This window comes from Paraprevotella clara YIT 11840, assembly GCF_000233955.1.
Classification (GTDB): domain Bacteria; phylum Bacteroidota; class Bacteroidia; order Bacteroidales; family Bacteroidaceae; genus Paraprevotella; species Paraprevotella clara.
In genome coordinates this window covers 18,950-41,416 of the sequence record NZ_JH376586.1, presented here as the reverse complement: position 1 = coordinate 41,416, position 22,467 = coordinate 18,950, and the positions used below count along the sequence as shown (strand labels likewise).

19 protein-coding genes and 1 pseudogene are annotated in these 22,467 nt (G+C 45.9%); 17 read left to right on the top strand and 3 right to left on the bottom strand.

The window, feature by feature from the left end; all coding sequences use genetic code 11:
* Positions 1 to 17: 17 nt before the first annotated feature.
* The 7 genes from HMPREF9441_RS03140 to HMPREF9441_RS03110 all read left to right on the top strand — a co-directional run bounded on the left by HMPREF9441_RS03140 (position 18) and on the right by HMPREF9441_RS03110 (position 10,410).
* Positions 18 to 2,321, top strand: coding sequence for a hybrid sensor histidine kinase/response regulator (locus HMPREF9441_RS03140; RefSeq protein ID WP_008617912.1), 2,304 nt, complete (start codon positions 18 to 20; stop codon positions 2,319 to 2,321).
* Positions 2,309 to 3,610, top strand: coding sequence for a sigma-54-dependent transcriptional regulator (locus HMPREF9441_RS03135; RefSeq protein ID WP_008617911.1), 1,302 nt, complete (start codon positions 2,309 to 2,311; stop codon positions 3,608 to 3,610). The genes HMPREF9441_RS03140 and HMPREF9441_RS03135 overlap by 13 nt, the downstream gene beginning before the upstream one ends.
* Positions 3,611 to 3,960: 350 nt before the next feature.
* Positions 3,961 to 4,380 (top strand): hypothetical protein, encoded by a 420-nt coding sequence (locus HMPREF9441_RS03130; protein ID WP_008617910.1) that lies wholly within the window; start codon positions 3,961 to 3,963, stop codon positions 4,378 to 4,380.
* 244 nt (positions 4,381 to 4,624) lie between these two features.
* Positions 4,625 to 5,236, top strand: coding sequence for an RteC domain-containing protein (locus tag HMPREF9441_RS03125; protein WP_008617895.1), 612 nt, complete (start codon positions 4,625 to 4,627; stop codon positions 5,234 to 5,236).
* A gap of 81 nt (positions 5,237 to 5,317) precedes the next feature.
* A complete protein-coding gene (locus HMPREF9441_RS03120) occupies positions 5,318 to 6,775 on the top strand; it encodes an ATP-binding protein (protein ID WP_008617893.1) in 1,458 nt (485 codons plus the stop codon).
* A 94-nt stretch (positions 6,776 to 6,869) separates the two neighbouring features.
* On the top strand, positions 6,870 to 8,651 hold the full coding sequence (locus tag HMPREF9441_RS03115) for an ATP-dependent nuclease (RefSeq protein WP_008617891.1): 1,782 nt from the start codon (positions 6,870 to 6,872) through the stop codon (positions 8,649 to 8,651).
* A gap of 4 nt (positions 8,652 to 8,655) precedes the next feature.
* Positions 8,656 to 10,410 carry an ATP-dependent helicase gene (locus HMPREF9441_RS03110; protein WP_008617890.1) on the top strand — a complete coding sequence of 585 codons (1,755 nt, stop codon included), beginning with the start codon at positions 8,656 to 8,658 and terminating at the stop codon, positions 10,408 to 10,410.
* Between the two features lie 59 nt (positions 10,411 to 10,469).
* On the opposite strand, the pseudogene mobC reads toward HMPREF9441_RS03110, so the two are convergent.
* The 3 genes and pseudogenes from mobC to mobA all read right to left on the bottom strand — a co-directional run bounded on the left by mobC (position 10,470) and on the right by mobA (position 14,141).
* Positions 10,470 to 12,478, bottom strand: a pseudogene (gene mobC, locus HMPREF9441_RS19015) (conjugal transfer protein MobC).
* 8 nt (positions 12,479 to 12,486) lie between these two features.
* Complete coding sequence (mobB, locus tag HMPREF9441_RS03090) at positions 12,487 to 13,734, bottom strand: conjugal transfer protein MobB (protein ID WP_008617883.1); 1,248 nt, start codon at positions 13,732 to 13,734, stop codon at positions 12,487 to 12,489.
* Complete coding sequence (mobA, locus tag HMPREF9441_RS03085) at positions 13,713 to 14,141, bottom strand: conjugal transfer protein MobA (RefSeq protein WP_008617882.1); 429 nt, start codon at positions 14,139 to 14,141, stop codon at positions 13,713 to 13,715. Before mobA ends, mobB begins: the two co-directional genes overlap by 22 nt.
* 722 nt (positions 14,142 to 14,863) lie before the next feature.
* Between mobA and HMPREF9441_RS03075 the strand changes: the two genes are divergently transcribed.
* The 10 genes from HMPREF9441_RS03075 (at position 14,864) to HMPREF9441_RS03030 (ending at position 22,466) form a co-directional block, all read left to right on the top strand.
* Entirely contained in the window at positions 14,864 to 15,631 is a 768-nt protein-coding gene (locus tag HMPREF9441_RS03075; RefSeq protein WP_008617879.1) for a ParA family protein, read from the top strand.
* A 3-nt stretch (positions 15,632 to 15,634) separates the two neighbouring features.
* On the top strand, positions 15,635 to 16,057 hold the full coding sequence (locus HMPREF9441_RS03070) for a DUF3408 domain-containing protein (RefSeq protein ID WP_008617878.1): 423 nt from the start codon (positions 15,635 to 15,637) through the stop codon (positions 16,055 to 16,057).
* 22 nt (positions 16,058 to 16,079) lie between these two features.
* Entirely contained in the window at positions 16,080 to 16,358 is a 279-nt protein-coding gene (locus HMPREF9441_RS03065) for a DUF3408 domain-containing protein (protein ID WP_008617877.1), read from the top strand.
* A gap of 5 nt (positions 16,359 to 16,363) precedes the next feature.
* Positions 16,364 to 17,059 carry a hypothetical protein gene (locus tag HMPREF9441_RS03060; protein ID WP_244949589.1) on the top strand — a complete coding sequence of 232 codons (696 nt, stop codon included), beginning with the start codon at positions 16,364 to 16,366 and terminating at the stop codon, positions 17,057 to 17,059.
* 141 nt (positions 17,060 to 17,200) lie between these two features.
* Positions 17,201 to 17,497, top strand: coding sequence for a DUF4134 domain-containing protein (locus HMPREF9441_RS03055; protein ID WP_008617875.1), 297 nt, complete (start codon positions 17,201 to 17,203; stop codon positions 17,495 to 17,497).
* Positions 17,498 to 17,516: 19 nt separating this feature from the next.
* On the top strand, positions 17,517 to 17,849 hold the full coding sequence (locus HMPREF9441_RS03050) for a DUF4133 domain-containing protein (protein WP_008617874.1): 333 nt from the start codon (positions 17,517 to 17,519) through the stop codon (positions 17,847 to 17,849).
* On the top strand, positions 17,846 to 20,350 hold the full coding sequence (locus HMPREF9441_RS03045; RefSeq protein ID WP_008617873.1) for a TraG family conjugative transposon ATPase: 2,505 nt from the start codon (positions 17,846 to 17,848) through the stop codon (positions 20,348 to 20,350). Before HMPREF9441_RS03050 ends, HMPREF9441_RS03045 begins: the two co-directional genes overlap by 4 nt.
* 19 nt (positions 20,351 to 20,369) lie before the next feature.
* A complete protein-coding gene (locus HMPREF9441_RS03040) occupies positions 20,370 to 20,762 on the top strand; it encodes a DUF3876 domain-containing protein (protein WP_008617872.1) in 393 nt (130 codons plus the stop codon).
* The gene (locus tag HMPREF9441_RS03035; RefSeq protein ID WP_008617870.1) at positions 20,759 to 21,802 is read left to right on the top strand and encodes a hypothetical protein; all 1,044 of its coding nucleotides are present in this window, start codon (positions 20,759 to 20,761) and stop codon (positions 21,800 to 21,802) included. Before HMPREF9441_RS03040 ends, HMPREF9441_RS03035 begins: the two co-directional genes overlap by 4 nt.
* Before the next feature lie 34 nt (positions 21,803 to 21,836).
* Complete coding sequence (locus tag HMPREF9441_RS03030; protein ID WP_008617869.1) at positions 21,837 to 22,466, top strand: DUF4141 domain-containing protein; 630 nt, start codon at positions 21,837 to 21,839, stop codon at positions 22,464 to 22,466.
* Position 22,467 lies beyond the last annotated feature (1 nt).

Sequence of the window (22,467 nt, the reverse complement as noted above, 5' to 3'; positions counted from 1 at the left end):
CTCGTCTTCTGAGAAACATGAAATTATTGCTCCAACATAGGATACTTATAGGATACATCATCTTGGTAGCAGTCATCTGTAGTATGGCTGCTACAATGTTTCATGAGCGTAACCGAGTGAATGAAATAGAAAGAGATTTTGTTAAAATTCGAGAGGCAAGTCAAACCATAAATGCAGCCCATCAGCATATTACGGTTCTTGCCACTTTGGGGGAATCCGCTATTATATGGGATGATGAAGATTACCAAAAGTATCAGTTGCGGCGGCAAAAAGTTGATAGCCTTTTGCAAATTCTACAACGGGATTATAGTGAGTTTATCTCGTTCAACCAGATTGATACCTTTCGTATTCTGTTGGCGAATAAAGAAGAACATCTGTTCCACACGATGAAAATCCATCAACGGCAAGACAGCTTGTTGTTGGAACAGTTGCCGACAGTAACAGAGCAGGCAACAAGTTCCCGTACCGTGACTCGTAAGAAGAAAGGTATCGCTGGTTTCTTCGGGGCTAAGGAAACCGTGCAAGTCCCTATGCAGTCCAACTCGCTTCAGGCTCTTAACAGACAGCTGATTTCACGCCAACAGCAGATAAGCGACAATACAGATAGCCTGCGTGTGCAGAATAAGGAACTGAACAGCAAATTATCTACGCTGCTTCAAGAGTTGAACGAACAATCACAAGTGGCATTTCAAAACAAGGAACAGTATATAAAAGAGTCGTATGAACGCTCGGCGGTAATTGTAACGATCTTGATTATTAGTGCCATTATCCTGCTTATGGTATCTTATTGGATTATCCAACGGGACATCCGGGCGAAAGAACGAGCAAAAAGAAAACAGGAGAAGCTGATAAATAAACTTCACCGGAGTCTGAATGAAAACGATGAGCTACTCGATGCTCGACGCCAGACCCTGCAAACCATTATTCATGAGTTGCGTTCCCCATTGACTGCCATTTGCGGCAATATAGAATTGATTGCGACAGACCACAACCCGGAAGAGCGCATACGGCATATTCAGATAATACAGTTTTCAGTCGGTAGAATGTCGTCCATGCTCGGCGACCTGATGAATTATTTCCGTTTGGACAATGGCAAAGAACAGGTGTGTCCGCAACCGTTCCGTTTGAAGTGTATAACGAATACATTGAGACGGGAGTTCTTGCCGCTGATGGAAAAGAAAAGCCTTGCATTTAATATAGATGCTTGTGAAAATGAAATCGTTACCGGGGACAAGAATATGATACTCCGTATAGGAAGTAACCTTCTTTCCAATGCGGTGAAGTTTACAGAAAGAGGAAACATCACATTAAGAACAGCATACTCAAACGGTGTGTTTACACTTGAAGTTTCAGATACCGGATGCGGTATCACGGAACAGCAGCGGGAGAAGATTTTCTGTCCCTTTGAACGCCTGACAAATGCCGCCACACAGGACGGCTTCGGACTTGGGCTGCCAATCGTCAAAGAACTTGTTACGCTTATGGAAGGGAAGATTTATGTGGAAAGCATGACCGGCAGCGGAAGCCGTTTCACGGTATGTATTCCGTTAAGCAAGGCAGACGAAGGATTTGTCGAGAAAGATGACATCCTTGATGATTTCAAAAACTTACAGGACACTTCTGTTCTGATATTGGACAACGACCCGGTACAACTCACAATGACACGGGATATGTCGGTTCGTTATGGAATCGGTTGCGATACTTGTCGGAATGTCGATGAACTGCTGAATATGATGCGAGAACGGAAGTATGACCTGTTGATTACCGACATGAAAATGCCGGATATGAACGGTTATGAAGTGTTGGAACTGTTGCGCTCATCGGATATAGGCAACTCCAGAACCATTCCTATTGCCGTATCTACGGCATTGGACAAAAGTGCGGAAAAGGAATTGCTTGCTGGAGGCTTCTGTGGTTGCCTGTTCAAGCCATTCTCTGCCAAAGAGCTGCTGGAAACAATCTCCCAGAGTGCCACACATAAAACACAGAAGCAGGAAATCAATTTGTCTCCGCTGCTTGCATACGGGGATAATGCCGGATCTCTGGAACGGCTTATCACTGAAACGGAAAAGGAAATGGAAGAAGTCCGCGAGGCTTACGAGAAAAAAGATATGGCAGAATTGGACAATATGATACACCACCTGCGCAGTTCGTGGATGCTAATCAATGCCGACTATCCTTTGAGGGAACTGTACGACTTAATCCACAAGCCACAATATGAAAGTGAGGAATTGGACGAGAAAGTGCAAGCCGTATTGAATAACTGCGATTGCATTATCCGTCTTGCCCGGAAAACGAAGGAGGGCTTATGGGAAAAGTGATTGTCATAGACGATAATGTGGTGTATTGTGATTATGTTGGCAATCTTCTGGCAAAGGAAGGGATAGCCATCGAAAAGATATACAGCTTCGCGGCAGCCAAGAAAGCACTATCTGCTGTCCGGTCGGATGAGATTGTGCTGTCCGACTTTCGGTTTCCTGACGGGGACGGAATAGAACTGTTGAGACTGATGTGTGAAACAGGACATCGTAACCCATTCTTCATTATGACGGACTATGATGAAGTTCCTACTGCCGTCCGTTCAATGAAATCGGGAGCTGACGACTACATCAGCAAACGGAAATTGGAAGATGAGTTACTGCCCGTTATCCGTAACTTACTCAAAAGGAAGAGTCTTGCCAATACAAATGGAGAAAACATATTCCAACGGGAAAGCGAGGCTTTTCAGTTCATAGACCGCCGCATCCGGTTGGTCGCCTCCACAAATATCAGCGTTCTCATATTGGGAGAAAACGGAACAGGCAAAGAGCATATAGCCGAGAAGATACACCGTTTGAGTGACAGGGCTAACAAACCGTTTGTTGCTGTCGATTGCGGTCTGCTATCCGCGTCTTTGGCTGCATCCACCCTCTTCGGACATGAGAAAGGTGCGTTCACAGGTGCAACTGATAACAAAGCCGGCTATTTTCGAGAATCCGATGGCGGTACACTGTTTCTTGACGAGGTCGGCAATCTTCCTATGGAAGTGCAACAGATGCTGCTTCGTGCCATACAGAGCAAGACATACCGTTCTGTCGGAGGCAGTCAGGATAAAGTTGCCGATATAAGGATTATAGCCGCAACCAACGAAGATTTGAAGAAGGCGGTTGAAGAAAAACGGTTTCGTCAAGATTTGTATTACAGGATTCAGGAGTTTGTCATAGAACTGCCACCGCTCAGGAAATGCAGGGAGGATATTTTGCCGTTGGCAAAGTTCTTCATTGATAAAATGAACACGGAACTGAACAAATCCGTGTCAGGGTTGGATGAAGAAGCCACGGAACGATTGCAGCTATATAATTGGCCGGGCAATGTCCGTGAACTGCGTCAGACCATTCAGACCGCTGTGCTGATGACAGGGAACGGAATGATTACAACCGAAACATTGGGACTGCCCGAAGAGGTCGTATATGCCAATTCAGACTTCTCGCTGATTGATGATGAGATACAAAAGGAGCGTATTATAAAGGCACTGAAACAGGCGGACGGGAACAAACGGCAGGCGGCAAGACTGCTCGGAATAAGTCCTCCAACCCTTTATAAAAAGCTGGAACAGTATAACATACAATAGAAAAGAGATTGGATATGATAGATATTCCGCAGAAAAAGAGTATCTTTGCAAGCAAATTGCAGGAGTGTGTATAAGCACTTTTGCATAACATTTGAATAAACATAAGTGGCTTAGCATCAGCTTCTCCACTTTTTGATATAGACATAAGACCGCAAGGCGTTTCAAGTGTAAATCTGGTAAATTGAAACTAAACGAAGCTAATTGCGTGATGCTTATGCTATGCTTTCGCATAGCGTGCATTCACGTATTTCGTTTAGGGGCTTACCAGAGCCTACACTTGAAGTAGCGTGGATTGCACGCTTCTTTTTTGGGGACGGTTTCCGGTCGGAAAACATTAAATACCGGATGATATGGCTAAAGTACAACTGCTCACCGTCCAGTCTATCGACGGATACATGATAGACAATTATAACGAGTTGCCTGCTGTCCTTTCTGACGAGATAGAGAAGTTAAAGGATGCTGCCATACGTCAGTTGAATGAAAATATTTCATTGTCAATGCTGATTGATTGGAGAGAAAATGAGGCTGACAGTTTCACCTATCTGATTGAAGCCACCAAAGAAACAAGAAGTATTATCAACGGTATGTTTCGGATGCACCTGATTGACGAAATAGTCCGATATACCATACCCGTCATGCTTGGCTCCGGCGTGTCCCTGTACCAGCAGGAACTGCCGAAAAATAATTGGAAAGTAGTCAAAACGGCATCCTATAATGATGAAATGTCGCTGACAGTTTTCCGTAAAATCAAGCAAGACCTATTGAAATAGATTGATTATCAAGTTACTTTTGTCATTGTTTGGCGTCAAGTGTCTTGACACCGTTAAATCATTTTACGCCTTTTGCCACTATTAAAAAAGTGGTTCCAAATTATTTTCCCTATCCATATTGCTGTTTTTAAGCGATATACAAACAACTCCATTTTAATTTGTCATTTGCTGGAACTCCGTTTGCCTTAATAGTTTATGTGCGCATACAGATAACAGAGTTAATAACCGAAAAAAGAAATGACAAATGGAATACATCATATTGACGGAAACGGATTTCTTCCGTCGCATCAATGAGGCTGACAATCATAATGAGTTGCATCCTGCATACCGGGATTTTACGGACAAAGTAATCCGGTTGTGCATAGAAGGTATGGATATACATCGTGCTATTCTTGCCCTGACCTATGCGGAAACGGAATTGCAGTTTCATCACAAACTCAGCGAGAACGAAGCGAATAGCATTTCCGGCTTATACATACGCAAAGCCCTTGCCTTTGTGCGGAAAACGCAGAAATTCCTTACCCCACAAGTGCCACCACTATCCGCATCCACCCCGAAACCCAAAACTCCGCAACCCGAAAATACCCTGCGATGGACAGGCAAAGCCTCAGACCTTGTCGAAATGTTGTACGGCATGGTTGAAATGGGCTGTATCAATGGCGGGGAAATGTCCATAGGTGAACTGTCCGCTTTCTTCTATTCCTTGTTCGGAGTGGAGGCAAAGGACTGTTATCATATCTATTCGGACATCAAGTTGCGCAAGAACGACAGCCGTACCTATTTCCTTGACAAGATGCAGGAGAAACTCAACAGACGGATGGATATGGATGAAGAAAAAGACAGAATGAGAAAATAGATTGTTTCATAGGGAGATATGACCGGTATCTCCCGTATTTTTTGTAATTTTGCAGAATAATTAAGACCACCTGTTTTATAAATGAAATTAGAGACATTAGATGATATAAAGAACTTGATAACCTCTGATACAGAAACAGATAATATTGAGTTTAAGAAAACTACCGGGCAGTTGGAGCGCGGTATGGAAACGCTTTGTGCCTTTCTTAATGGAGAAGGCGGCACGGTGCTGTTCGGGGTAACAGATGAAGGAAAGATTATCGGACAAGATGTTGCCGGGAAAACCAAAGAAACCATAGGTGAAGCCATCAGCCGGCTTGAGCCAAGTGTCAATGTTCAGATTTTCTATGTTCCTATGCCTGACAGCGAAAAGAAAGTCATCGCTTTACACGTGGAGAGTGCAAGAATGGAACGTCCTTTCTGCTATAGGGGACGACCATATATGCGTATAGAAAACGTAACCACTTTGATGCCGCAAGATAAATATAACCACCTGTTGATACAGCGGGGAGGAAAATACGGTTGGGAGACAATGACAAATCCCGACCTCAAAATATCCGATCTTGACGAACACGCCATCTTGGGTGCGGTACGCGGAGGTATCCGGTGCGGTCGTTTGCCCGAAGCCACCATAAGGGAGGATTTACCGACCATCCTTGAAAAATTCAACCTGCTGCATGACGGAAAACTGAACAATGCTTCCGCTGTCCTATTCGGTAGTAATTTCTATTACTATCCCCAATGCCTGCTTCGGCTGGCGCGTTTCAAAGGTACGACAAAAGACGAGTTCATAGACAATCAGCGTATTACAGGTAATATCTACACTCTGTTGGATGCTGCAATGGCGTTCTTTTTCAAACATTTGTCCCTTTCGGGAAAGATAGAAGGACTGTATCGGGAGGAAGAGTTGGAAATCCCTTACAAGGCTTTGAGAGAGTGTTGTACAAATGCCCTTTGTCACCGTCTGTACCACCGCCCCGGCAGTTCGGTAGGAATTGCCATCTATGACGACCGAGTGGAAATAGAGAACAGCGGAACTTTCCCGCCTGACATAACGATGGAAAAACTATTAAGCGGACACAATTCAGAACCGCAAAACCAGATTATAGCGAATGTCCTGTATAAGAGTGAGGTGTTGGAAAGTTGGGGACGGGGCATCGGGCTTATGATAAGCGAATGTCAGCGTGTAGGTCTTCCTGCCCCGGAGTTCCATACCGACGGAAACAGTGTATGGGTTATTTTCCGATATACCCGGAAAACTGTGGGGTACGACCCGACAGTTACCCGACAGTCACCCGACAGTCACCCGACAGTTGCCCCACAAGTCGAGAAAGTGTTGTCCGCAATTGGGGAACAGACGCTTTCGACCAAAGAGATTATGGGTATAATAGGACTGAAGGACAAAAGTAATTTTTTGGAACTTTACCTGTATCCAGCCACAAGGCTGAATTTGGTGGAACCAATTTATCCGGAAAATCCGAAACATCCGCGACAGAAATACCGTCTTACCGACAAGGGAAAGGAATTGCTGAAACGATAACGGGTAGTACATGATGCCTGTCCTTACGTTGAATTTCATGTAGTGGACAGGTGGAATTATTTGAAGTTATAGAAATATATAAAGATTGCAAACAATGTATCTAAGTCAATTACATATTAGCAAATTCAGGGTATTTGATGATATTACGCTCTATTTCAAAAGTGGAATAAATATCCTAATAGGTGAAAATAATTCGGGTAAGACTGCAATAATAGATGCATTGCGCATATGCCTTGGATGTGGTAAACCCGACAATCTTGTTTATATTCAAGAAAGTGATTTGCATCTCAATCCTGAAAATCCGACAGAGACCAACAATACCATACAATTTGACTTGATATTTAAATTTGGAAATGCTTCAATTGAAAAAGAATGTTTCTATGATTTCATATCACAAGATAAGGATAATCCAGACAAGCAAACAATACAGTTACACCTAAAATTTATCCAAGAAAATAATGGTAAGAAAAAATATTTCAAGCGAATAATATGGGGTGGTGATAATGAAGGGCAACAAGTTCCATATGAATCATTACAAGAAATTTTCTATACCTATTTAAGTCCATTAAGGGATGCCGTAAGTTGTCTGCGACCATATTCTTACGACAATAAGACATCTCAGTTATTCAACCAACTTACGAAATATGACAAAGGCGATGAAAGCATACCTCTAAATGAGGAAAAGAAAAAATCGCTCGCAAAAAAACTATATCAAGTGTTCGAGAATGATGCTGATGATTGGAAACATATTTTAATCGCGGGAAAGGACAAAGTTAATACACATCTTGAAGGTACGGGAATAACTCGTAAACATCCTGATATAGAAATGCGCTATGTCGGACGCGAATTTTCGGATGTTGTACGAGGTATCGAATTAAAATGTCCGGTTTATAAAACGATCGAAGCTGGGAAAGAACAAAAATACTTTGCTTTATCTCAAAATGGATTGGGTGAAAATAATCTTATTTTTACTTCTGTCGTGTTGGGAGACCTTATCAACAGATGCGAAGACCATGAGTTGGAAATATATAATGCCTTGCTTGTTGAAGAGCCTGAAGCGCACTTACATCCACAGTATCAAAACACTTTCTTTGAATATCTGAATGAGTTACAAAGCAAAGGATTACAAGTATTTGTAACATCACATTCTCCAACGATTACGGCTAAATCAGATGTCAATAATATTTCGGTTTTGCAACGTAAACAAAGTATTATAAAGTCATTTTCTTTTGACGAATTATCGGAAGACGATTATCCGAAAGAAAGTAAACGACATTTACGAAAATTCTTAGACACGACAAAAGCTCAATTGTTTTTCGCTAATGGCGTATTGTTAGTGGAAGGTGTCGCAGAAGCGATTATTATTCCAATTCTCGCAAAGAAATTCTTGACCGAAAAAATAGACTTGTGTAAAAGTGGGATTGAATTAGTCAATATCGGAGGTGTTGCATTCAATCATTTTGGGTTATTATTCAACAATGATGATGAGAGAAAGCGTCTATTATCGAAATGTGCGATTATTACTGATAGCGATCCCAACGAGGACAAGGAGATATCCGACAGAGCACAGAAAGCAAAAGGTTTAGAGAAACACAACCTTAAAGTATGTTTGGCTCCCCATACTCTTGAATACGATTTGTTCGAGCAATCTGAACAGAATAAAACCATAATGCGAGATGTATATCGTAAACTTCATCCTAAAACAGAAAAATTAAAATCTGAATTTGACGCACAGACTTTGATGCAAAGTTTGGCACAAAATAAAGATAAAGCTGAATTTGCTTTACAACTCTGCGACCGATTAGAAACAGAGGACGCCTTTGATGTACCTGATTATATTAAGGAGGCTATCTTGTTTGTTGTATCCATAGAATAAGAGTATGGCTATTCAATTATCAGCACAACAGCAAGCAGTCGTAGATTGCAACGAGCCGAGAAGTGTCGTGAAAGCTTGTCCGGGAAGTGGTAAGACATTTTCGGTAGCGGCACGTATGGCCAGATTGTTACGTGAAAGCAACTTATCAAGACATCAAGGAATAGCGGCAGTATCTTTTACAAATACTGCTTGTGATGTAATCAAAAAAGAATTGAAAGACACTTTCGGTTATCCCAATATATCTTATCCATCATTTATTGGGACAATCGACAGCTTTATAAACACATACATATTCTTGCCTTATGCTCACTTGGTAATGGGATGTGATTGTCGTCCCGAAATCGTAGGAACTGAGTTTAATAAATGGTATGATTACGATGCTTCAAAACGGAACTATGATAGGACAAAAATCATTGATCCAAATTATTTTGTAGATAAAGTGTCTTTCAATCTAAATGGAGAACCTATACCATTGGCTACAGCACAAGAATTTAATTTTTCTTGGAGCCAAATGAGGAATAAAGACGGAAAATACAGGAAAGATGTTAAAGACATTATTGAGACGAAACGTATTCATTTTGCGCAAGGAAAAGCAAATCAGGCTGATGCAACATATTTTGCGTACAAAATATTAAACAAATATCCCTCAATAGCACAAAATATTGTTCAGCGATTTCCAATCCTAATAATAGATGAAGCGCAAGATACCACTGAGTTGCAAATAGCAATAATTGACATATTATCTCAACGTGGAGCTGATTCTATTATGCTGATTGGAGATCCAGACCAAGCTATTTTTGAATGGAATACAGCTAATCCGCATCTATTTATGGAGAAATACAATAGTCCGGATTGGTTTTCATTGGATTTGACGGAAAATAGGCGAAGTTCCGACAAAATATGTCAATTGGCTAATAGTTTTTCTGGAAATGCAATGAATTCAATAGCTATAGACAAAGATTATGCTGAACATCCATGCCTGATAGGTCACCTCAGCACTCCGGAGTCAGTCAATCAAATTACTGATGATTTCATCCAAAAATGTAATGAGATGGGATTGAATGAATCTGAATATGCTGTTGTATTTCGAGGACAAAGTTTTGGGGAGACATATTTCGGATTGACAAACAATGATAATTCAGCAAAACAGAATAGCCCATGGGTAAACGGACACTACGGCGTCAGGGACGTCGTACATGGAAAATATCTGATTGATCAAGGAAAATACACGGAAGGATTAGCTCTTATTGAAAAAGGCTACTATAAAATAACAAAGCAAGTACGGTATGTTTCCACAAGTACTATACGTAAGGAAATAGCCGAAGTAGGATTTAGGTCGTATCGAGAAAAAATGCTTGATTTTATCAGAAAACTACCTTCAACGAATAAAACATTATCTAATTGGATTGCAGAACTTCAACGGGAAGGCATAAATTTAATGGTTGCATTGAGAAAAGCGAATGTTAGTATAGAATCACTTTTCAGAACATCTAATCAAGAATTACAACAAGCACGTTCATATTTGCGAACAATTCATTCTGTAAAAGGAATGACATTAGAGGCAGTTTTAGTATTTCTCTCTAAAAGAGCTGTTCATACGAACTATACGACTATTTTGAATGATTCAGCCAAATACTGTATTCATAATAATGAAGAACTCCGTATTGTGTATGTAGCTTGTACACGACCTAAAAAGTTGTTATGGGTAGCCGTTCCTGCAGACGATATTGATTGTTGGAGGAAGAAACTATCTCTCTAAAAGGCACTATATAAAAACAGACGATGCTGTATTGCTATCGTCTGCTTTTTGTCATACATTTATTTATCTGGCAATAACTTACATAATGCCGGGTCGTTCTTTATGCGTTCCAGTTCATCGGCTACTATCTGTTTCACATCTGCCTTGATACGATTGTAGTTTTCCTGCACCGTTTCTTTCATACGGTCATTACCGTTTTCGTCCGTGAAGTCGGTAATGACAGGGATTTTCTGATAACGGCTCTCTTCCTGCTTTACCTTTTCCGAGTCCACCACAATCTCACAGTGAAAAATCTTCTGTTCGATACGCTCTCCGAAATTATCAGCCACAGCTCCCACGAACATACCCTGTGTCAGTCCCGAAATCTTGCTTGCGGGAATGAGGCTGTCCATCTGGGTATTGATGGAAGTGGATTTGTCGTTCCTGTTAATGGTGATGCTCTGCCGCTTTTGCAGCACTTTGCCAAAACGCTCGGACAGATTCTTTGCCGTTTCTCCCACTACCTGCCCTGAAAACAGATTGCCGACCGTGTTCATCACGACTTTGGCTTCCTTGTCGCCATAGTCGCGAACCAACTGCGAAAAATCCTGAAAGCCTAACAACACGGCAACCTTGTTGCTTCGTGCCGTCGCTATCAAATTGTCCAGACCCTTGAAATAGATAGTCGGCAACTCGTCTATGATTATCGAGGATTTGAGTTTGCCTTTCTTGTTTACAAGTTTGACAATACGGCTGTTATACAGACCGAGTGCTGCACCGTAAATGTTCTGGCGGTCGGGATTATTTCCCACGCATAGGATTTTCGGCTCATCGGGATTGTTGATGTCAAGCGTAAACTCACTGTCCGACATCACCCAATAGAGTTGGGGTGAAATCATACGCGAGAGCGGAATTTTGGCAGAAGCAATCTGCCCCTGAAGCTGCTCCGCCGCCCCTCCGAGCCACGCATCCATGAATGGAGAGAGGTAGTTTTCCAATTCCGGATAACTCGTCAGTATAGGGAAATATCTTCGTACCTTCTGTTCAGGAACTCCACCGCATGAGGAAAGGTGCAATACTTTCCGTTTTGGTATATTTTGAGATACCAAATAATCGCGGCAAAGAGAATTATGGGCGATTCCACGAAGAAGTCGCCCTGCTTCTGCACCCATGTTTTGTTGAGGTTGAGCATTATCGTGTAGGCACTCTCGTAAGCGTCCGTAATATCCTCCATGAAGTCGGGGTGTATGGGGTTGCACCTGTGGCTTCTTCGCGGGTCATCGAAGTTGATTACGTAGAATTTCGGCTTTACCTTATACCCGTCCAGATGATTTATCAAGTGGTTGTAAGCGATTGTAGAGAGGTCTGCAAACTTGAAATCGTAGATATACATCGAGTAACCCTTCTCAATCTGCTGCTTTATGTATGAATTGACCACGGCGTATGATTTTCCGCTGCCCGGAGTTCCGAGAACGATGGAAGCCCTGAACGGATTGATGATGTTTATCCATCCGTCGTTCCACTTCTTCCTATAATAAAACCGTGTCGGCAGATTGACCGAATACTCGTTTTCTATAAGCCGTGTTTCCTGCTGAAAGGATTCGTTCTCGTTGTTGAAAACATCGTCCATCAGGTTTGTCTTCAGCAGGCGGCTCATCCACGTTCCCGCCATAAGCAGGCATACATATCCTGCGGCTATCGTAACCGTATATAGTGCCGTATTAGCCACAAGAGGCAACGGCTAATCGAGTATCCACCAGTTGAAAAAGAACAATAGGATACCCGTACCGAGCGACACCCATATCTTCGTCCAAGTGATTTTCTCGTCCTTTACCCCCTTTGTACCCAGACAGGACAATGCCAGCAGTACCAGTGCAAAAAGTTTCGTGTAAAGAATGGAGCGGAACAATCCGGCAGTGCGGTCGAAATTCATCAGAATCCTGTCCACGACACCTATGTCCACACCCCACAGCCGTATCGCCTCATAGCAATACCAATAAAGGTGCATTACCACCAACAATATACTCACTGCCCGGAGAAAATCCATGATTTTCGCCAAAGCCCTTAAATCGTCTTCCTGTTGCATAATTTCAATTTTTAGATTTTACGTTGATTTTTCTTTTTCTTCTTTCTTCTGAGATTGCGGGCAAAAGCTTCTTCCTGTGCGTCCGTTCCCGAAGAATCACCGGATAGCAGTCCCAAGCCGGAAGTGTATTCCCACTCTTCGCCCACGCTGTCCCCGACAGCCATCGCAGAAGTATTGTCCGACGGAAGTGTAAGCGGTATCGGCATCTCTCCTGCAAACGGCAGTGTGAAATGTTCCTGCAAGGCATTGGCGGAAAGTTCCTTGCCCATCCGTGAGCCGTTCAACACGCAGCCCGTGCGGTGGTCTATGAATGTCGCCCCGTAAATACGCCCGGTATCGGTGAAGCGGAATACCGTATCTATGCCCTTGTCATGCAGCAGCCGGACAAATTCCTCCTTGTGGAAGGTCTTTTGCAGTGCTGCAAGGACAGTCCGTTTTGTCATTTCGGCGAGTTTCTTCTCCTTGATATACTCCTTTGATTTGGCACATCTGGCTTCCACCGCTTCATACCCCGTACCCTTTCCGATGCGGGACGATTTGAACGGATTGCCTACCTTGTTCCCGGCATCATCCGTGGCGGAATAGACCAGCCCGTGGTACTCCCGACCATTCACGATGCCACGCGGTTCCTCCACTGCCACATTGTAGAGCGAGAGCAATGCCCGGTATTCTCCCATCGACTGAAAACGGTATGTGGCAAGCACTCCCTTGACGGTATTCGCTACCTGCTTTCCCACATCCCCAGCCGATATGTCCACCTTTCGCAACGGATTGTCCTGCCGGTTGCGCTTGCGCTCCGCCTTGTGCAGTCCGTATTTTTCCTCCATCTCTCTCGTGATGGTTTTGCTCCTGTGAAAATTGTAGGCATTGTTCAGGCAACGCCCGTTTTCATCCACCCGAATGGATACGATATGCAGGTGATGGCGGTCTATGTCCTCGTGCTTGAACACTATATACGGCTGACTGCCGTACCCCATCTTCTCCATATATTCCCTTGCAATGCCCTCCAGCTCGGTGTCTGTCAGACGGTCATCGGGATGGGGGTTCAACGATATATGGATAACCGGTTTCTCGGTGCGGATATGAGGCGAAAGATAGCGGCTGAAATCCTCCATCGCACGAGCGATGTCCAGCTTGCCCGTGCAGTTGTCGAAGATTTTGTTGGTGGCAAGCAACCGTCCTTCCTCCTTGTTTATCTTCTCCCCGTTGTACGCCAATGCACCATAAAGTGAACTTCCTATACTGATTTTTGCGACCATCGGGCTTCAAAATCTTTGGTAAGTTGAACAATATCGTGGCTGATGGCGACCAGCTCCAGCGTACATTTTTCCAATTTATACAGCAATGCCATTGCCTTTTTCTCGGAAAAATGGCTCTTCAGTTCCTTCACTACTTGGTTGTAATTGTTCCCGACGGCACGGTATTGTGCGTGAAAAGAGGAAAGCCGTGTATAGTATTCCACGAGGTTCTTGTCCTCTGTCAGCACACGGAACGGCAGCCCGAAGAAGTGCGCCTTGATGAATACAGACCGTGCCGATACGCCTGAACGCTCGAACATCAAGAGGAAACGGTTGTGTTCTTCCTCGTTGAAACGGACAGTGTAGCGGAACACTGCCGGGTCATTCTTGGGGATTCTCCCCGTCCTGTTTTTTCTTTTTTCTGTCATATTACTTTGGATTTAGTGGTATCACGACATAAGCCACCGCTTTTGATATTCCCAACCGGAGGTTTCAGACAGGCTTCCCGACTTCGGAGAGGAAGCCAGCCCCCTGCAAGGGCAAGGGACTTTTCGCGATGCTCAAAACATTTTGAGCCGCTGAAAAGATACCTTGCTGTGTTCCGGTGAACACAAAAATCCGCCTTCGGACGGATTGGGGGCAAACTGTCTGTAACAGCCGATGAAACATCGGCGGCGTTCCTTGTCGCTTGGGCGCAAAATTACTGCTATTATACGCACGTAATCAAGAAATTACCTGTTCCACTCGCTGCCACCTGTGCCACTTGCTTCCACTTGGTTCCGACATGGTGTCGGTATGCAAAAATGCTTGTTTATTTGCAGACGAAATGGCTGACAAACCTGTATTACGGTTATTCGGACAGCCGGCAGACAGATGTTCGTATCATACGGCTGACACACCGACAGACCTGCAAGTAAGATTGCCAGTGTGTCATACGGCAAACCGATATACAGACAAATCATAATGCCAGCTGCCGGACATACGGATATATGTATTTGCCTACAGGTACGCACACCATAACATATACAGGTCGTACAGCCGGAGGTCAGATAATCTGACCAATGGTTTGACAGGACGACAAAGAAACAGACAAACAGGCTGTATGCCTGAAATAATAACATAAGTATCAACCATAAAAAAAGAAAAGCGTATGAAGAAAGATCCGATTTTTATTGCCTTCTCTACCCAGAAAGGCGGTGCAGGAAAAACGACACTTACCGTACTGACGGCAAGTTTCCTCCACTATGTAAAAGGCTACAATGTAGTCGTGGTGGATTGTGATTATCCGCAGTTCAGCGTTACGGACATGAGAGAACGAGACCTGAGGAATGTTGAACGCAACCCCTACCTGAAAAAGCTCGCTTTCGAGCAGTTCAAGAAAATTTCCAAACGGGCGTACCCGATATTGGAGAGCCGTCCCGAAGATGCCATCGAAACCGTCAAGTGCCTCCTTGACACTGACACCCCGCCCGATTTCATCTTCTTTGACTTTCCCGGTACAGTGAATAATCACGGGGTCATCAACACCATCGCCACGATGGACTATATCTTTTGTCCGATAGCGGCTGACCGTGTGGTTATGGAAAGTTCCCTGACCTTCGCCGGGCTTGTGAATGACACGCTCGTCAGTACGGGACAATCCAACATCAAAGGTCTGTATCTGCTATGGAACATGGTGGACAAAAGGGAAAAGACCGACCTCTACGATATTTACGAGAAAATTGCAGGGGAAATGGGGCTTACCATACTGAAGAACTTTATCCCGGACAGCAAGCGTTTCCGTAAAGAGGGTCCGGAAGACGGGGACAAAGCCTTGTTCCGCTCGACACTCTTCCCTCCCGACAAACTGTTGTGCCGTGGCAGCAACATCGATGCCCTTGTGGAAGAAATCCTCTCGTTGGTAAAAGCAAAACCGTAAGCTATGGCAAAGAAACTTGATGTGAACATAGATGCAGGCAATTTCTTGGAAGCCTTCCGCCCGGAACTGCCCCCGTCCGCCACCCGCAGGGACAGTGGCAAGGAAACCGGCAACGGTACGGCGGCAGAACCCACACGGGAATCCGGCGGAGAAAAACGGGCACGTCCCGTAAAGCAGACAGCCGTACCCATAGAGGAAGAATATCTGGAGCGTTTCATCAGGACATCCCGCACTCCCGCCCGTTCCGGTAAGATGGCTTATGTATGCAAGGAATACCACGACCGCATCATGCGTATCGTACAGGTTATCGGGAAAGGAGAACTGTCCTTGTCAGGCTACATCGACCACGTGCTGACACAGCACTTCATCGAATATGAGGAGGCTATCAAGAAACTGTACAAAAAGAATTATGAAGATGTTTATTAACAACCATTAAAACAGCAATAAAATGAAAGGTTTAAGAAAATTATTCAGAAATACGGGCAAGGCAACCTCATCCCGTACAGAAAATGGCTATTCACGTTATCTGGAGGCAAAAGAAATCGAAGTACGCCAATGTGTATATATCAGCAAAGAGACACATGGCAAAATCAAACGGATTGTCCGCACACTCTCGGATGGCATGACAATAGGCTGTTACATTGACAATGTGCTTAAAGAGCATATCGAACTCCACCGTGATGAAATCAACGCAAGACTGCGCAACAGCAGTCCCGATTTGCTCTGATGCCCATGACGAATGTACTGATAGCCATCCTGCTCCTTTATAATATGTGGCTGGTCTTTTACCTGCTGCATGAAAAGAGACAGGAGCGACAAGATGAGAAACCGGAAAAGGCTTCAAGGCAGATGGAAGCGGAAAGCGACACGAATATCGTGGGCAAAAGCCTGTTCAAGATGTCCAAAGGTAGGACGACCGGAGACACGGCAGTTCCACAAGCTACCGTTTCCGTTGAAGGTAAAGCGATTGAGAAAGACGATATTACCTTTGCAGACGAATCGGAGAAACAGCCGTCCATGCGCTTGCCTGATGAGGAGCTGGACACTGCTTTCAGCGATACACGCCTTTCCGATGTACCTGTGGAATATGCGGGCGGAGAAGAGGAAGAAGCCGGGGAATATGCCAGTGGAGCGACCATCGAAGACATGAACGAGGCAATCCGCACGGCTGGCAATACCGAAGCGACAGACTCCGAGAAGCGTAAAGCCGGAGAAGTGTTCCACGAAATGAAGGGCAATGAACTGTATGAGACAGTGACAGCAAAAAGACCTGCCATTGTCGGAAAGATAAGGGAACTGATCGACCTTTATGAGAATAAGCCTACTATCTCAAAAGGGGGGAATAAGAAGGTCAGGTCGGTCGGGTCCCAAACTATACCCGTCTTGTCGGATAACATTGACGACTTCGACATCCGGGATTTTGTCTGACAATTAAAAACGAAAAGCGATGAAAGAAAAAGATTACGGGTAGTTGTACCCTAAAACAGCACCACTAAATCCAAAAGTAAAAACAGTATCAACCCGTCGGAGGGACTATCCACCCCTCCGGCACAAAAAAAACAGTTTATTATGACAAAAAAGATTTTCTTGTTCGCAGCCCTTATTCTGGCTGCAAGTTCAGCCTTTGCACAAGGTAACGGCATGGCAGGTATCACGGAGGCAACGAGTATGGTAACATCCTACTTCGACCCCGTAACAAAATTGATTTACGCTATCGGTGCAGTCGTGGGACTCATCGGCGGCGTGAAAGTGTACGGGAAGTTTTCTTCGGGCGACCCCGACACGAGCAAGACGGCTGCAAGCTGGTTCGGTGCGTGTATTTTCCTCATCGTGGCTGCAACCATTCTCCGTTCTTTCTTCCTTTAATTCCAAAACAGAGGAGACAATGGAATATACCATCAACAAGGGTATAGGACGCTCGGTTGAGTTCAAGGGTCTGAAGGCGCAGTACCTGTTCATATTCTGCGGCGGTCTGCTGGCGGTCTTCGTCCTGTTTGTCGTGATGTATATGGCAGGTGTCGGGCAAACCGTCTGCATAGGCTTCGGGGCGGTATCCGCCTCCATCCTCGTGTGGCTCACGTTCCACCTGAACCGCAAGTACGGGGAACACGTTCTGATGAAGCTCGCTGCTTCCAAGAGCCGTCCCCGTTACATCATCAACCGGAAAGCCCTCTCCCGATTATTCACAACCAAAAGAAGAAAGGAGACAAAGCGATGAGAAACATTATGAAAGCCGCCACGCTGGAAAGCAAGTTTCCGCTCATGAGTGTGGAGAACGGCTGTATCGTGTCGAAAGATGCCGACATCACGGCCGCTTTCGAGGTTACGCTTCCAGAAATCTATACCGTCACGTCGGCGGAATACGAAGCCATACACGGGGCGTGGTGCAAGGCTATAAAGGTGTTGCCTGACTACTGTATCGTCCACAAGCAGGATTGGTTTGTCAAGGAGAACTACAAGCCGGAACTGCAAAAGGAGGATATGAGCTTTTTGAGCCGCTCTTTCGAGCGGCACTTCAACGAGCGACCTTTCCTGAACCATAAGTGCTACCTGTTCCTGACGAAGACGACGAAAGAGCGCAACCGCAGGCAAAGCAATTTCAGTACGCTGTGCAGGGGCTTCATCATTCCGAAAGAGGTTGGCGACAGGGACACGGCTTTGAAGTTCCTCGAAGCGACGGATCAGTTCGTGAGGATTATGAACGACTCCGGCTTTGTCCGCCTGCGTCGCCTTTCCGATGAAGAGATTACCGGGACGAAAGGGAAAGCGGGACTGATAGAGCAATACTTCTCCCTGTCCACGGAAGAGGCGACCTGTCTGCAAGACATCGCCCTTTCAGCCGGAGAGATGCGTATCGGGGACAAACGGCTTTGCCTGCATACCCTTTCGGATGTGGACGATATGCCGTCAAATGTAGCCACGGACAGCCGTTATGAGCGGCTGTCCACCGACCGGAGCGACTGCCGCCTGTCGTTTGCCAGCCCGCTCGGTCTGCTGCTCCCGTGCAATCATCTGTATAACCAGTATATCTTTATCGACAACAGCGACGAGAACCTGAAACGCTTCGAGAAGTCCGCCCGCAATATGCAGTCGCTCTCCCGTTACAGCCGTTCCAACGCCATCAATCAGGAGTGGATCGAGGAATATCTGAACGAGGCACACAGCTTCGGTCTGACCTCCGTCCGTGCCCATTTCAACGTGATGGCGTGGGGCGAGGACGCGGACGAGATGAAACGGATAAAGAACGATACGGGCAGCCAGCTTGCCGCAATGGAGTGTACGCCCCGGTACAACACGGTGGACTGCCCGACCTTGTTCTGGGCAGGCATACCCGGCAATGAGGCGGATTTTCCGTCCGAAGAGAGTTTCTACACGTTCATCGAGCAATCGGTCTGCCTGTTCACGGAGGAGACCAACTACCGGAGTTCGGTATCGCCTTTCGGGATGAAGATGGTGGACAGGCTGACGGGTAAGCCGCTTCATCTGGACATCAGCGACCTCCCGATGAAACGGGGCGTGACGACCAACAGGAACAAGTTCGTCCTCGGACCTTCCGGCAGCGGCAAGTCGTTTTTCATGAACCATTTCGTGAGGCAGTACCACGAGCAAGGCTCCCATATCGTCATCGTGGACACGGGTAACAGTTATCAGGGCTTGTGCGAGATGATAAACCGCAAGACGCACGGGGAAGACGGTATCTATTATACCTATACCGACACGAATCCCATATCGTTCAACCCCTTCTTCACGGAGGACAAGGTTTTCGACATCGAGAAAAGGGAAAGTATCAAGACCCTGCTGCTCACGCTGTGGAAGAAGGATAACGAACCCGCCACACGCGCGGAGGAGGTAGCTCTCTCCAATGCGGTATCCCTCTACATCTCCCGTATCAGGGAGGATGACAGCATCGTACCCTCTTTCAATTCGTTCTACGAGTTTGTAAAGACGGAATACAGTATCAGGCTGGAGGAAAAGAAAGTGAGGGAAAAAGACTTCGACCTTGCCGGATTCCTCAATGTGCTGGAACCGTATTACAAGGGAGGCGAATATGACTACCTGCTCAATTCCGACAAGCAGCTGGACTTGCTACACAAGCGGTTCATCGTCTTTGAAATTGATGCCATAAAGGATCATCCTATCCTGTTCCCGGTAACGACCATAATCATTATGGAACTGTTCATCAACAAGATGCGAAGGCTGAAAGGTATCAGGAAGGTCATTGCAATCGAAGAGGCTTGGAAGGCTATCGCTTCGGCAAACATGGCATCCTATATAAAGTACCTCTACAAGACGGTCAGAAAGTTCTACGGCGAGGCGATTATCGTGACGCAGGAGGTGGAAGACATCATTTCTTCCGAGATAGTCAAGGAGTCCATCATCAACAACTCCGACTGTAAAATCCTGCTTGACCAACGCAAGTTCATGAACAAGTTCGACGCGATACAGTCGCTTTTGGGACTTACCGACCAGGAGAAGGCGCAGGTACTCTCCATCAATCAGGCGAATGACCCTTCAAGGCTGTATAAGGAGGTCTGGATAGGCTTGGGAGGAACGCAGTCTGCCGTCTATGCCACAGAGGTCAGTACGCAGGAGTATCTGGCGTACACGACCGAAGAGACGGAAAAGATGGAGGTGTATGCCCTTGCTGAAAAGTTGGGCGGGGACATAGAGGCGGCTATCCGCCAGATAGCCGAAAAGAGAAAGGAACAGAAACAATAACGGTTAAAACAAGGAAAGTATGAATATGACAAGAAGACAAGTGCTGCTGATGGGCAGCTATCTGATAGGAATGGCAAGCCTGCTGCTTCAAGGCTGTGCCGGAGGTAGCGAACAAGCCAGAGACCGCCTTTGCGGGAATTGGGAAAGCGTGGCGGGCAAGCCCGACATCCTGATTTACAAGGAGGGCGAAGCCTACAAGGTTACGATATTCAAGCGGTCGGGACTGAGCCGGCAGATGAAGCCCGAAACCTACCTGCTGCAAGAGGAAGAGGGCGGCAACCTCTTTATCAACACCGGCTTCCGTATCGACGTGGCTTATAATGAAGCTGCCGATGTGCTGACCTTCTCGCCCAACGGTGATTATGTACGCAAGAGCAGCGAACCGGCAGAAAAAGAAGGAGCGAGCCTATGAACACGGAACTCAACCACAAGGCAGGCTTGGAAAGCGAAGCGTTCCGCCATATGGCTCACGAACCGGGTTACAGAAAATTGAACGCATTGTCGGAGCAGGCGGAAGATATGCTGCACAAGGGCAATTACAATGGTGTATCGAGAATGTTGCGGATTTACCATGAATCGGAAACCGTCGTGGCGGAGATAGCCCGTCTGATACAGAAATCGGATTTGTGCCGCACACCCCGACAGGCTGCCGAAAGTGATGTCCGGGAACTTTACGGGAGATTGGCGGAAACACGCCTTGCTGAACAAGGGCGCAAAGGGCAGGCTGAAATGGCTCCGGAACAGGCTGACCGGGTAAATGTCCTGATTGCAATGCACACATTTATGTTGAGCCACCATGTGCAACGTCATCCCGAATGTGGTATCGTCCCGCCTGACAATAACGATGTAAAGGAGGCTGTCCGTGTCTTGGATGCGGATACCCGGGCAAGCGAAAGGGCATTTTCGGGACTTTACCATTTCCTTATGGAAGGCAGTCAGCCGTCTATGTATGCCCTGTTGCGGTACGATATGGCGGACGATTACAGGCTGCACAATCTGCTGGACAGCGGATTTGTTGATTCAGCGGCATTGGAAAGGGAATACGGAAAACTGCCGGACTTCCTTGAACTCGATGCCCGACTGACCCGCAAGGCGGAAAAGGCATTGGAGAGCCTTTGCAAATGCCCTCCCGTGCCGTATCTGGAAAAGCTGAACGAAGAATTGGAAAAGTTGGAACGGCTGGCGCATAGCCCCGACAACATCGATGCCCCGTTCATCAACCGTGATTTCCTCGCCAAGTACGGCATAGACCGCAGTTCTCCCGTGGAAGAAAGGACAAGGCAGGTGGAAACCGCCTATCGGAAACTTGACGCAAGGTTTGTCAGGATGACCGGACGGCGACCGTATGCAGACGACCTCTTCGGGACTGTGAAACCGAAAGCGGAGATTAAGGAAGCCGGGACGGACAAACCGGAACGGCAAAAGCCCAAAGGCAGGAGAATGGGATTTTGAAAACAATTTTATAAACCATAAAAGAGAAACAGATATGAAATCGAAAATTTTAATATTATGCTGCCTCTGCCTGCTGTGCACGGGCAAGGCAAACGCACAGTGGGTCGTAACCGACCCCACCAATCTGGCGCAGGGTATTATCAACGCGGCGAAGAACATCACGCAGACCACCACGACAGCCAAGAACATGATCAGCAACTTCAAGGAGACGGTCAAGATTTATGAACAGGGCAAGAAATACTACGACGCCCTGAAAAAAGTGAACGACCTTGTCAAAGACGGCATCAAGGTGAAGAACACCATCCTTATGGTGGGCGAGATTTCCGACATCTATGTAACCAGCTTCCAACTGATGTTGCAGGACGAGAACTTCACACCGGAAGAGCTTACGGCAATCGCCTTCGGCTACACGAAGTTGCTGGAGGAGAGCAACAATCTGCTCAAGGAGATGAAGGACGTGGTAAACATTACCACCCTGCAAATGACAGACAAGGAGCGTATGGACGTGGTGGACAGATGCTATAACTCCATGAAGCGTTACCGCAATATGGTATCGTACTACACGAACAAGAATATCTCCGTCAGTTACCTGCGGGCAAGGAAGAAGAGCGACGTGAGCCGTGTCATGTCGCTGTATGGAAACGCTGACGAAAGGTATTGGTAAT

What these genes read in the sequence shown, in the direction of transcription:
- HMPREF9441_RS03035 (WP_008617870.1), top strand. Translation starts at nt 20,759, where the DNA reads ATGAACACGGAACTCAACCACAAGGCAGGCTTGGAAAGCGAAGCGTTC.
- HMPREF9441_RS03135 (WP_008617911.1), top strand. Translation starts at nt 2,309, where the DNA reads ATGGGAAAAGTGATTGTCATAGACGATAATGTGGTGTATTGTGATTAT.
- HMPREF9441_RS03115 (WP_008617891.1), top strand. Translation starts at nt 6,870, where the DNA reads ATGTATCTAAGTCAATTACATATTAGCAAATTCAGGGTATTTGATGAT.
- HMPREF9441_RS03065 (WP_008617877.1), top strand. Translation starts at nt 16,080, where the DNA reads ATGAAAGGTTTAAGAAAATTATTCAGAAATACGGGCAAGGCAACCTCA.
- HMPREF9441_RS03130 (WP_008617910.1), top strand. Translation starts at nt 3,961, where the DNA reads ATGGCTAAAGTACAACTGCTCACCGTCCAGTCTATCGACGGATACATG.
- HMPREF9441_RS03050 (WP_008617874.1), top strand. Translation starts at nt 17,517, where the DNA reads ATGGAATATACCATCAACAAGGGTATAGGACGCTCGGTTGAGTTCAAG.
- HMPREF9441_RS03140 (WP_008617912.1), top strand. Translation starts at nt 18, where the DNA reads ATGAAATTATTGCTCCAACATAGGATACTTATAGGATACATCATCTTG.
- HMPREF9441_RS03075 (WP_008617879.1), top strand. Translation starts at nt 14,864, where the DNA reads ATGAAGAAAGATCCGATTTTTATTGCCTTCTCTACCCAGAAAGGCGGT.
- HMPREF9441_RS03045 (WP_008617873.1), top strand. Translation starts at nt 17,846, where the DNA reads ATGAGAAACATTATGAAAGCCGCCACGCTGGAAAGCAAGTTTCCGCTC.
- HMPREF9441_RS03030 (WP_008617869.1), top strand. Translation starts at nt 21,837, where the DNA reads ATGAAATCGAAAATTTTAATATTATGCTGCCTCTGCCTGCTGTGCACG.
- mobB (WP_008617883.1), bottom strand. Translation starts at nt 13,734, where the DNA reads ATGGTCGCAAAAATCAGTATAGGAAGTTCACTTTATGGTGCATTGGCG.
- HMPREF9441_RS03125 (WP_008617895.1), top strand. Translation starts at nt 4,625, where the DNA reads ATGGAATACATCATATTGACGGAAACGGATTTCTTCCGTCGCATCAAT.
- HMPREF9441_RS03110 (WP_008617890.1), top strand. Translation starts at nt 8,656, where the DNA reads ATGGCTATTCAATTATCAGCACAACAGCAAGCAGTCGTAGATTGCAAC.
- mobA (WP_008617882.1), bottom strand. Translation starts at nt 14,141, where the DNA reads ATGACAGAAAAAAGAAAAAACAGGACGGGGAGAATCCCCAAGAATGAC.
- HMPREF9441_RS03120 (WP_008617893.1), top strand. Translation starts at nt 5,318, where the DNA reads ATGAAATTAGAGACATTAGATGATATAAAGAACTTGATAACCTCTGAT.
- HMPREF9441_RS03060 (WP_244949589.1), top strand. Translation starts at nt 16,364, where the DNA reads ATGACGAATGTACTGATAGCCATCCTGCTCCTTTATAATATGTGGCTG.
- HMPREF9441_RS03055 (WP_008617875.1), top strand. Translation starts at nt 17,201, where the DNA reads ATGACAAAAAAGATTTTCTTGTTCGCAGCCCTTATTCTGGCTGCAAGT.
- HMPREF9441_RS03070 (WP_008617878.1), top strand. Translation starts at nt 15,635, where the DNA reads ATGGCAAAGAAACTTGATGTGAACATAGATGCAGGCAATTTCTTGGAA.
- HMPREF9441_RS03040 (WP_008617872.1), top strand. Translation starts at nt 20,370, where the DNA reads ATGAATATGACAAGAAGACAAGTGCTGCTGATGGGCAGCTATCTGATA.